A 13,000-nucleotide genomic window follows, 5' to 3' on the forward strand; every position below is an offset into this window, starting at 1 on the left:
GTGTGTAGATAAAAACGGTATAAACCGAGGTGATCGCGTGACATTTTCAGCCAGGACGCTTGTTGTAGCTTTAATCTGTTCCTCCTTTTTGGGGGGATGCTTCAATAAGAGTGAAAAGCAAGAGTGGGAGGTTGAGCCTGACGGCCAGCAAAGTACCTTCGCTGTTCCGCAAAAAGTGTCGAATAAAGTCGAGCCTGAATATTTGTCTGCGCGGGTCCGTTTGAATAATGGTGACTGGCAACCTCTGACAATTTCTGGTGGTTCGGCCACCGGCCGCATGGAGGATATTCCAGAGGGCGCACATAGCATTACGGTGCAGTTTGTTTATAACGACCCACGCTACGGCGAGTTGGTACTGGCCGAAACAACGCAACCCGTCACCATTACCGCTGGGCAGCGCACCCGCTTAGAAATAGCCGATAACGATTATGATCTTTCTCGCTTTGACGACGACAGTGACGGTATTAGCAATGCTGATGAGTTAGATCAAGCTACTGACCCCACCGACGCTATGGACCCCCCGTCAGCAATATCGAGCAGTGTCGGCGATAGTTCAAGCGCGCCGTCTTCATCTAGCTCGGTTTCAGAAAGTAGCAGTTCTGAATCCACTAGTTCTGAAACCAATAGTTCTAGTAGCGAAGCTGGCTCATCGAGTTCAGACGGTAATATTATTGAGGTTCCAGTGTTAATGGCCAACGCTGGTGATGATGTATCTATTCAAGAGGGCGACGAAGTTCAGCTTGTTGGGCAGGCGCTTAATGCTTCGGCATCGGTCAGTTATAGCTGGCGTTACCTCGGTATGGGGCAGCCCGTTTTGACGGGGGCTAATACGCCAATACTCACGTTTACTGCTGGTAATTACTTAGCAGAGCAAGTTTTCACTTTCGAGCTGACAATCACTCAAGGTGGCGAATCAAGTAGCGATACCGTTGATGTCACAGTGGCAGCAGTTAACGAGGCCCCGATTGTTACGTTTGTACCAACACAGCGCACAGTTGCTTCGAATGCAGCTGTAGAGCTAGTCCCTTTTCAGCATTCGGACCCAGAGTCTCAACCGCTCACGTACAGCTGGATGCCCTCAGCCCTTAACCCTGTTGCAGTGGACGATTTCAGCTTCAATAACGAAATCGCCACTTTCACAGCGCCCACTCCTGAAACAGCTAACGAGAGTCTTACCTTGGTGTTTGAGCTCACGGTGAGTGATGGCGTTAATCAGACGACACAACCGGTAACGGTTATTGCCCAAGGTGGTAACAAAGCGCCAGTGGCCCGCATTACCGCTGCGAATGATGCAACCAGCGTGGCCGAAAACAGCTCGCTGGTTTTAAGTGGTTCCACCTCGACAGACGATTACACTAGCGCTGCCAATCTAAGTTATCAGTGGGTACTTGAAAGCGATGTGGCGTTTGATTTGGGCATTACTGATTGGACAGCCCAAGACATTACCGTCATTGCGCCTAATTTAGCGGCTAATCAAACCGTGCAATTGAGCTTGGTGGTTACCGACGACAGCACGCCAGCGTTAAGCTCAGCAAAAGTCTTTTTCGATTTGGATATTACGGCTGAAAATGATCCTGCGGTTGTGACCATTCCTCCCGTCGGTGCCGCTGCTCCGGGCGCGATAGTGACCTTGGCTGCTACCGTAAACGACCCGGACTTTGAGCATCAAGACCTCACTTACACCTATACGTGGAGTGAGCCTGTAGGTTATGCGGGGCTGCTCGATAACCCTAATAGCGCAACCACCACCTTTACTGCGCCTGCCGATTTAATGGACGAGACTACCCTTGAATTTGGCTTGCAGGTTACTCAGGTGGGTGTCGGTAGCTTGCCCATCGCATCCGTTCCAGCGCATGTTGTCGTTGGTGTAGGCTATTTTGCACCAACCGCTGTAGCCGGTTTGGCTGCCCCAGCCGTTGCGACTACCGAAAGTACTGCTTTTGATTTGACTGCGGCTATGTCTATACCCGGCAGCCAAGCCATTGCAAGCTATAACTGGACGACTGACTGTACCGATGGCGCCATCGCCAACGAAAATACAGCGATAGCCACCTTCACACCCGCGAATCGCCTTGACGACTACAGTTGTAACTTCATATTAACCGTAGCCGATGCTGCAACCCCTGCTACTGATAGCAGCACAGATACGCTAGCTGTGACCATTACCGCGACAGATGAAGCACCCACATTGGTTGCCCCGACCCCCATAACGGCCACAGCTGGTGCCGAAGTGATTCTGACTGCGAGCGGCACCGACCCAGAAGGCCAAGCGCTAAACTTTACGTGGAGCGCCGAAGACGCGGGTATTGCTTTAACCAATGCCGATACTGCGCAAGCCACCTTTACAGCCCCTAATGTTGCCACCGCGACAAGCTTTACATTCACCGTCACGCTAGATGACGGCAATGCCGATAACCTTCAAACCCAAAATGTGGTTGTACAGCTTGGCGGTAACAATACAGCGCCGGTTGCTGTGATTACGCCTGTAGCCGGCGATCTTGTGCCCGAAGCCAGTCCTGTTGTACTCAGCGGCGAAGCCTCTAATGACGATTTTACCGACAGCGCAAGCCTGACCTACCAGTGGCGGTTAATTACCACCACAGCATATGACTTAGGCATTACTGATTTCACGCAATCAACACTGTCGTTCAATACGCCGAACCTAGCTGAACAAATCTCGCTACAGTTCGAATTGGTTGTGACGGATGAGCAGGGTGAACCGTCGGAGCCAGAAACCTACACCGTGACGGTTGATGCCATTAACGCCAAGCCTGAAGTTAGCGTTCAGCCTAACCCCGTAAATGTGGCAGCTAACACCGAAGTAACCTTAACGGCCGAGGTGACCAATGAAGACCAAGACCAGGCGGCTATTGCTTACACTTATACCTGGACGGCGCCAGCGGGTTACGAAAATTTAATACCCGCTGGCAACAGCGGTAATACACTGACCTTTATTGCTCCAGCGATTATGGTTGATAGCCAAGCCTTTGATTTTACTGTTGCAGCCACCGAAGACGTAACCGGCGGCGAAACTAGCGCAGCCGTAACCGCCCTGATAAATGTGCAGCGCGGTTACATCGCACCGACAGCCAGCGCAGCATTAGTGGGCGGCGGTACTACCTTAGAGGAGGACGTAGCTGCGAGCTTAACCGCTGCAGGCTCTGTAGACGGCACTAACCTAATTACAACATATAACTGGACCACTACTTGTGCTGGCCAGCTCACCGATGCAACGGCAGAGGTGGCTAGTTTTACTGCCAGCAACACACTGGTTGCTCAAAACTGTGACTTCACTTTAACCGTTTCTGATGGTGAAATCGATGGCACTAGCGCGGTGAAACTTGCTGTAACCATTAATGCTGGTGATGATGCGCCCACAGTAATAGCGCCCGCGCTGGCTATCAATGCTAATGCCGGCATGCCAATAGCGCTTAGCGGCATTACCGTTAGAGACCTTGATACAGCGCCTGCCAGCTTAAGCTACAGCTGGACCAGCAATGATAGTGAGGCATTACAACTATTAAGCTCAACCACCGAGCTAGCTCCTACATTTACCCCAGCAAGTGCGGCTGAAGAAACCTTTATTACTTTTACCCTGACCGTTATTGACGGTGGTGAAGCAAACCGTACCGCAGCCGAAAATGCTGTCTCTTCCGCCAATATTGATGTGATGGTCGCGGCCAATAACGATACCCCGAAAGCTGACATTAGCTTGGTGATGCCTGCTAGCGCGACCGATATCGCCGAAAATACCGGCGTTACCTTACAGGCGATACCGCAGGCGGGTAATACTGAAATCGACTTATTTACTGCAGCCAATGATCTAACCTACACTTGGACACCCAACACTGCTTTAGCGGCCTTGGGTGTGGCTAGCGCGAGCGGTCAAGGGCTGGATCAGTTTAGTTTTGCGATTGATGACCTTGAAGCGCCAGTAGCAGACTTAATGGTGACCCTACAAGTTAAAGATGAGCAAGGTGCAACCTCGACAGCTGTTGATTATTCGTTTGCCATAAAAGCTGAAAACGCAGCCCCCGAGCTAACACTCAATGCACCAACGGCGGTAAACGGCGGAGACACCATCACCTTTCAGGCCGTTGCAAGCGACCCAGAAAGCATTCGCGCATTAAGCTACAGCTGGCAACAACTTGATGAAACAGGTAGTGCCCTAGCTGCGAATGACCCAACGGCTGTAAGCTGTGACGAAGGCAATACTAGCAACACTTGTAGCTTTGAAGCACCGACCTCGAACGATGATCAAAGCTTTACGTTTGAGGTGACCGTAGCCGAGCAGGGCAGTGAAGACTTCTTAAAAGAAACCACTGCCAGTAAAACCGTCACCGTGACTTCGGGCTACATCGCGCCGGTATTGGCTTTAAGCTTAAATGCGCCGGTCAGCGAAGGTGCTACAGCCACAATCGCGGCGAATGTCACAACGATGGGCACTGCAGCAATTACTGCGTACGACTGGAGTGAATCCACCTGTTTAGGGCAGCCTGTTTTAGCGGACTTCAGCACGGCAACAGCCAGTACTTTAACCTTTGTCACACCGGGCCAGCAAAAAGCGGACTACACCTGCGACATCCAACTAACAGTCACCGACGCCACCGATAGCACAATAACCGTACCGGCTTTAAGCATAAATGTTACAGCGATCGACGATATCCCCGTTGCCGTTATCACCGACCGAACGCTAACCATTAGCGGGCACGATCCTGAAGATATCACTGATGAGCGACTGGACGGCAGCACTTCTACCGATGAAGAAGGCGATGCTTTGTATTATCAGTGGAGCCAAGATCCGGCGGACGCAGTACAAGTTAATTGGTTAAGCCGCGGCGAAACCGATGGGCAAGCGTTCTTTGCTGTACCCCAGCAACCAACACAAACGACCTTAAACTTCAGCTTAACGGTTTGTGACGCTGAAAATGACCCCGAGCGTTGTGATGCAACACCAGCTGAAATTGCCATTACAGTGGCGCCGACTAATCAAGCGCCCATAGCCATTATTTCGGTCAATGATGTTGAAGTCGCTGGTGCTAATGATGAATTCGGTCGCTTTACCGCGAACGAAACCAACCATCCTGCGCAGCGTGAAGCGGACGAGGGCGAAGTACAAGTTACTCTCTCGGCTGCTGATTCCAGCGATTCGGCAACACCGAATGCTCAGTTGTCTTATCGCTGGAGCCTTGCTGGAACTCAAGGCGGTACAACTATCGACTTGGGGGAATATGAAAATGTGACCGCCTGGGCTGAGGGTGAATTAGGTTTGAATCCTGATGATTGGAGCGCCGAAAGCCTCACCTTCATTACGCCTAACTTTACCGAAGACCGTGACTTATTATTTACCGTAGCGGTAAGCGATGGCGAGCTGAGTGTTTCGAAAGATCTGATATTGACTATTGCGGCTGATAATGATGTTCCGCAAGGGGTTGCAGGCTATTTGGACAGCTCTTTTCAAGTTGTAGCTGCTGAGCAAATAAATGCGGTTTCTGGCCAAACGATAAGCGTTGATGGTGGGCTCTCGATAGATGCCGATGACGGCATAGTAAGTTATGTCTGGAGTATTGAAAATGCCGATAATACAAATGTTGTATTTTACGATACGCCCGTAGGTGTTCGGCGCGGTTTAACGGTGCCATCTGCCCCTAATGGTGCCGATATCGTGTTGCGCTTAACAGTGACCGATGTGGCTGGTAATACATCGGCCGATGACATCGTCATTGTTGTTGCTCCATCCGATATGGAAAACCCAGTCGCCAGCGCTATCGTGGACACGACACCTATTCTGGACAACACTGTAGGCGCCGAAATTCGTAGCACCTCAACTGACGATACGGGCATTGCTAGCTATCTGTGGAGTTCAGCCAATTCAGAAATTACCTTCACAACGGATGATCAATCCGTCGGTATTTTTGATGTCTCCGGCATGCCGGCCGCAGGTGCAGCGACTATCACGCTAACAGTGACTGACGCCGCCGGCAAAACCGATAGTATTGATGTACCGGTAACGATTGAAGCGAGTTATTCGCCTTGGGAATTTGCCTTAGTGGTCACCTCTCCACTACCAGCCGACCCTGCATATGATGCGATTGAAGAGCAGAGCGAAATTGTTATTACTGCGCAGGCCGTAACCCAAGGCACAAATGCTATTACCGAATACAATTGGGGTGAATCTACGTGTAGCTATACCGCACCATCGGGCCAGCCATTTACCAACCCCGCGGTAACAGACTTTAGTGTATTTAGTGATAGCAACACACTGACTTTCGCGCCGATAGCGTTTGTTTATCAAGACTACACTTGTGATATCAAACTCACAGCATTGGATGGTGAGGGTGCTCCTGTCAATGCTGAAATTTCTATTGATATATCTGCCGATAATGATCCTGCCGTAGCGGTTGCCGGCGCGTTAATCAGCGGTGTTGAAACCGAAGTGGACAATCTTACTGTTAATGCCAGTGGGGTGGTTAACCTTGTGGCGATTGAGGCTAGTGATAGCGATACGATGCTAAGGCAGGGCGATATTTATTGGGAAATTATTGAGCCTGAGTATGCTGATTTATTTGTGTTTTCTAGTCATTTGCAGCGGGATACAGATTTAACTATTCCTTCTATTCCTGAAGGTGCAGAGGTGACTGTAAGGTTAAATGTTAGTGGGGTGTTTGATGAGATTCGGTTAACGGTAGAGGCTTTACCTGAGCAAGATCCTTTAAATTTTGTTGATAACGAAGGCAATGAAATACCGGGTGATGGCTCTTATGTCTATGAAGCCTTTGTTGGTGATGATGTATTTAGTTTACCTGTCATAGGTGGCTTGGGTAACGGGGATGTGAGCTACAGCAGTAGTGATGAGTTTGTTGCCGCTGTGGACCCGTTAACTGGAGTGGTTACTATTGGTCTTACTTCCGGCGAGGCAGTGATTACAGTCGTTAAAAAAGGAGGGGAGGCTTTTCAGGATTCTTCTGCAACTTATACGGTTAAATCGCTCACTTATGCTGGCGCAAGAGCCCCTTTGGTTGATAAACCATTTGCTTCAGGGATATCTGTTATTGACTTAAATGACAGGGTTAAACACTTTGATACGACTCACGGGGATGTAACCGAGGGAGCCTATAAAAATGCTGAAGTATTTTTCAATGTCGGTAGCCAAATATACGGCACGAATGTAAACAGGAGGTTTTGGGGGGCGGAAGACGTGCATCCTGATCTAGCTTCGTCCGATATCATTGACCTATTCTTAGTTGAGCAACGTTTATATGTGTTGCTAAACGGAGGCTCAGGATTTGATGGTGGTGCGGTTTTGGTTTTCGATACTTCGCAAACCTTGGCTGACGGACTTGATGCTAAAACTCTAGAACGGATTGATTTTCCCGGGCTAACTCTCACAGATTCTCACCTTTTTGGTGGGCAGCTCTATATTGCTTTTGATGGCGCTGACTCAGGAATTACGACCCTGACTTTCAATGGCGAGGGTATCTCCTCAAGTGCCAATTACCCAGTAGAAGGGAAAATTACTTATCTTTCAGATAACGGGGATAGGCTTGCTTACGCAAGAGTCTTCGATGATAAGTATTTTGTTGGGCTTTTAGGGCATGACTTAGCCGACTCCTACTTAGAAAAGCAAGTCGGCGGTGTAGATATTCTGGGGAATACCGGCCAGCATTTTTGGTTTTTTACAGGAGAAGAATCGAAATTTGTCGTTGAAAAGCTAACGGGCGAGCAAAGATTCGTGGGTACTTTTTCTACATTCGATGAGACTCAAACGTTAATTTCCGGTTTGAACGATAGTGAAACCTCATTGCTTGTGGGCCATGAGCTGTTTGGTCTAAACCAGTTTGCAGGTCCGCTTGGTCCTAATCACACGGTGTTAAGAGGCTTAGCCACTAATGACCCTGTGAACCCTTATCAATCTAAAAGGGTCGAAATTTTTAATAGCAATGGTCAAGATATTACACTAGATAAAGACGAGTTAATTATTACGTCTTATAACAATTACGTGCACAAAATAAATTTATCAGATCGCGTGCAGTTATCTGGCGAACGTCACACGGTATTCTACGGGGATGTTGTCAAATACTCCGCGTCATGGTCTTTGGATGAAGCCATAGTAGACGGCGTGAAGTGTTTTGTTAGTGGTGGAACTTGCACAGTTACCAATATTGATTTGGTTGATAAAACGGCCGATATTATCTGGCAAATGCCCTCACAAGATGGTGCTGAAGGAACCGATCAGTTTGAATTAATTGTTGCTGCGGGTAGTGAGTTTTATTACACAGCGAATCATGATTGGGTGGTTGCCGAAGTTGATTCTCGTGATCAGCAAACAGCCTTGACGGTTCCTACTGCTCCGGGTGAAATAGTTATCGGGGAAACATTTAGTTTTGCGGCAAATGGGGGGCGTGGTACTGGAGAATATGTTTACCTTTCTAGCAACCCTTCAATTGCACTCGTCGACCCAGTAACGGGAGACGTTACGTGGGTTAGTGAGGGTAATGTTACGTTAACTGTGATTAAAATGGGCGATAAGGATTTTGCCCCTGCGTATCAAACGCTTAATGCAGTTGTTACGCCCCCCTCAATAACCGCCAATATCACAGCAGCCCCAGAGCAAATCTTCGATGCGTCTTTTGCATTTGATGTATCGGCCAGCGTCACCGGCGCTGATGCGAATACAGCTTTTGAATGGGTGGCAATAAATCCAGACGGTACAAGAAATACAAATATCACGTTTGAAGATGTTGAAGTAAGTTCAGGTGGTGCAATAGTTACCGGAAAAATGCGGGTAGGTGAAGAGGCATTAAGTGGCTTTGATCGCTCCACACGCGGAGATGATGCTCGCAACGTAACGCTAGACTTGCAGGTTAATGGTGAGACTATTCTTAGAGCTGATCCTACTGATCATCTCTCGATAATGAAGATTGTTTTACCGTTTGTGACGGTTTGGGATACTACGTTGGTATCGCCGAGCGCCGACTCCAGTTGGGATTACAACGCCGTTACCTTGGATAACGAACTATTGATCGGCACAAACCCAGATCTAGATTACAACTACCTTATCGACTGGGGCGATGGAGAGTCTGAAGCCTTAAGTGGCGATGCGCGACATACATACGGATCACGGGGAGTTCAAACTGTTAAAATTGTTGGTGAATTCCCTCATTTAAATCAAGCACAGTCCTCATCCCCGAGGGGGGATGAGGGTATCAAGCTTTTAACCGTTCATCGCTGGGGAGATATTGCTTGGCAATCAATGCATGGGTTCTGTCATATCTGTATTCATCTTGAAAAGATAGACGCCAAAGACTCCCCTGATTTGTCTTCTGTGACAGATATGAGCTCTATGTTTTTTTATGCTGAGAGGTTTAATGACGATATCAGCCATTGGGATGTTTCTAATGTTACAAATATGAATAGGATGTTTGCCGTCGCAAAAGCATTTAATCAGGATTTAAATAGCGAAAGTTGGAACGTTTCGAACGTTAGAAACTTTGGCTATATGTTTAATCTAGCTGAAAAATTCAACGGCAATATTTCCACGTGGATTACAAGTGCTGCGACAAATATGAGATCTATGTTCCAGGGCGCATTGTCCTTCGACCAAGACTTGTCGAGTTGGAATATTGAGTCGGTAAACTATATCGATGGCGCCGGCAGCCCTGATGGAATGGCTAATATGTTTAGTGGCGTACAACTACCTACCCAAAATTATGACGCCATGCTTATAGCTTGGGCTGCGCAAAATGTTCAGCCTAATAATAAATTTAATGCCGGCGACAGCCAATACACTATAGCCGCAGCCGCTGCGCGTAAGCAGCTAGAAGATAAAGGCTGGACTATCACCGATGGCGGTATGGTGCCAATTGTTGAAGTGCGCCCGCACGAGCTAATGGAAGGCGGTGTTTCAAAAGGTTTTGTTATTGCGCCGTTACCCGACGCACCTGTAATTACCAATTACGACTGGAGTCAATCTACTTGCCCAGATGGTTCTGGCGGCACGTTAGCGATACTTGAAAACGTTACTGGCGACACTTCCGGTTCTGTCACTATTACCCCTCCAAATTTCGGTAGTGATCCGTTTGTGTGTGACATTGTTGTTGAACTTACTTTAGCTGACGGCGCGCTTATTACTTTGAACCACCCTTTAACAGTAACGCCTTTGAGCTTAAGCTTTAGGGATGACAGTGAGTTGCCTTTAACTGAAATTAAAATGTTTGTTGGTGACAGCCCAACCGAAGTACTTGTGGATAATTTGGATGCAGCCACTCAAATATTCAATCTCAGTGGCTGCAATGGCATAACAAGCCGCCAACCGTTCGCTGCCAATCATATAAGCATTGAACCTGGAACTTTTAGCGAGCATTGTGAGTTGCAAGTAGTTGGTAGGGCGAGCCTTGAGGTGTTTGCAACGTTGCCGCTATCTGTCGAGAATTATCAAGGCCCTAGTACTGATATTTTGACGTCTTCAGTTAAACTTGGATCTGCGGTCCCTGCCTTTAAGGGGCGAGTTAGCTGGCCTGGTATCTCGGAGCTGAGTTTGAAAGTTAAGGTGGTTGATGAGGGGATTGCGTTACTCCCTGATCTATCAAACAAACGAGCACTGCTTGTTGATGTTCGAGATGCGAGTAACCCCAGAGTTGCTCATGTTTATAACCGCCAATCAGTTAACGGTGCTTTAGATTCGGTCGACCTTAAAGATGGCAAATTATATGCAGCTTGGAGGAGTGGTGAAGCGGGTATTGAGGATTTTATTGAAGTTGTAGGCTTGGCTGGTCAGTCGTTCGAATTGGATGCTGGTAGAATAACGAGTTTTGGCTCCATTACTTACAATAATCATCCTGACTCCACGATAGTTAAAGATGGTAGGTTATTTTCTGCGGGTCACGAGAGTTCAGGAGTTTTTGTCTACGATACTCTTAGTGGAGAGTCTGGGTCTTTCCCTGTAACCAGCTGGGTATCTACTCGATTGTTTTTCGTTGGAGATAGCTTGGTGTTCTATGGGCATCCACCTGCGCCGATTAACGGGTCGTTAGTCTCATTGGGAGACACTACTATTGGCTCTGATAATTTAACAGACTCGATTAGCACAAATATCGGAGTCATGGCGTACGGAAACAACGCCTTTTTTACTGTGGTAAACAGTAAAAGCCTGCTAGTTCGTGAATATACCAATGGTCAGTTCTCTTCTGAACTTCTAGTTGACTTGTTGCCTAGTGAGGGCGACATGGAGCTTGGTGGTCGTGCAGTTGCTAATGACAAATATTTGTTTGTGGCCGGCTCTCGTGATAACGGCTCTACCCTTCGGCCTAGATATATATTCAAGTTCGACATATCCGATTTGGCAAATATCAAGTTAGTTTCTGAGTACGGTGTAAATATTGAGAGCTCAGCAGCAATTGCGCCACAAGGGCTGCATAATAACTCAGTCATAGCCGGTGAATTTCTTCAAAACCTATATGTTTACGATACTGAGGCTTCCCTGAGGGTGCTAGGCAAAGAGCATGATCTAGTTGGTGGTCAAACCCTTAGCTATGATATTGAATGGGATGAGTTTGCGACTGATCCAGCTTCTCTGGATTGCGTTGCAACTATTGGTGATTGTAGTGTGCCTATAGAAACCATTGATTTTGTTCAGCGTACCGCAACGGCTGTTTGGGATTTGCCAAGTGTTACTTCAGTTGAGCAGCATGAAATACAAATTATAATTGGCGGCGACAATTTCATGACTTCCGACTTTGATCGAGTGTCAATTTCAAGTAATTAGTTCCCATCTGGGCATGGCGAGTTGCTTCTCTTGCAGCGATGGTTGGCGTGAGCTAACCATCCTCTTATGACGCGCCTTCAATGTGTAAGCATCAATATTTAGTAACTATTCAGGTGGAGCTAAAATAACGCTTACTCCAAAGGCGAATTGATTTTTTTCTGGATATCCAGATGTATTGAACGCCAGGACAGTGGCCAAGGACGGCTTGTACGGCCCAGAAAATAACCATTTTGCAGGCATATCTCCTCACGCCTGAATTGCCGCAATATTTACTTCTGAGGGGCCCCAGCAGAACTTATACCTTATTAGCGTTGGTATCCCGAGGTTACTTGCATGCGGTGGCGTTCTTCGCTACCATCACCTGACCAAAAATTGACGCATGGATAGGCGTAATTTTGGCATAAGTGCTTATTTGTTTAATAAATAAACAATTGTCGACAGTTTAATGACATAGCATTAGAATACGCGCCACGTTTTTCTTGGCTCCCCACTAAAAGGACTTAAAAGATATGTATCACTTTCTTCGCCGCACACGGATTGCAGCATCTCTTTTGTCGGGTTTGATCGCATCTTCGCTTTTTGCGCAGGCGGCCTATGCCATTGACTTTATTGCCCCCCAAATTGAACACAAACTAACCACTGAGGGTGTCGCCCAAGGTGATGATCATTTGGTTACTGCCAAGGTTACGGATGATACCGGTGTTGATACGGTTATCCTGCATTATCGTGAAAAGGGAACGCGCAACTTCGAGCCTGTGATTATGCAAAACCTCGATGGCTCCGCGCATTATGAGGCGTTAATTGTAGGGCAAAGCATTCATACGGCAGGAATAGAATACTTTTTCGAGGCCACCGATAGCTCGGGTAATACCCTCGAAATGTACGGCAGTGATGGCGAGCCATTCTCGGTTGCGGTTGTGCAGCAAGAAGTGAATGTTGTGAATAAGATCAACATCACTGTGCCTAATGGCACGCGTGGAGCGTCGGCGCAAAGCAATGCCTCCAACCAGTCTGTATTGCCCATTAAAAAATCTAGCAGTAAAAAAACGTGGCTCTGGGTTGGGTTAGGCGTGTTGGCGGCTGCGGTCATTGCAGGGGCTGCTGGTGGAGGCTCTGATTCTGGGCCGGCAACTTCTACCCCGGCGGACAATACCGGCGATTTAGATATCGCTACACCGGTGCCGGTTAACTAGAGCCTAATTGCCCGCACTACACGTTTTTATTTCGTTTTAACAC

General features: G+C 47.8%; 2 protein-coding genes. Both read left to right on the forward strand.

Going from position 1 to position 13,000, the window contains the following annotated elements; all coding sequences use genetic code 11:
• The first annotated feature begins 37 nt into the window (after positions 1–37).
• A complete protein-coding gene (locus MARGE09_RS07840) occupies positions 38–11,764 on the forward strand; it encodes a BspA family leucine-rich repeat surface protein (protein ID WP_236986777.1) in 11,727 nt (3,908 codons plus the stop codon).
• Positions 11,765–12,273: 509 nt separating this feature from the next.
• Complete coding sequence (locus MARGE09_RS07845) at positions 12,274–12,957, forward strand: hypothetical protein (protein WP_236986778.1); 684 nt, start codon at positions 12,274–12,276, stop codon at positions 12,955–12,957.
• The last annotated feature ends 43 nt before the right edge of the window (positions 12,958–13,000 follow it).

This window comes from Marinagarivorans cellulosilyticus (assembly GCF_021655555.1).
In the GTDB taxonomy this organism is placed as follows: Bacteria; Pseudomonadota; Gammaproteobacteria; order Pseudomonadales; family Cellvibrionaceae; genus Marinagarivorans; species Marinagarivorans cellulosilyticus.

What these genes read in the sequence shown, in the direction of transcription:
- MARGE09_RS07845 (WP_236986778.1), top strand. Translation starts at nt 12,274, where the DNA reads ATGTATCACTTTCTTCGCCGCACACGGATTGCAGCATCTCTTTTGTCG.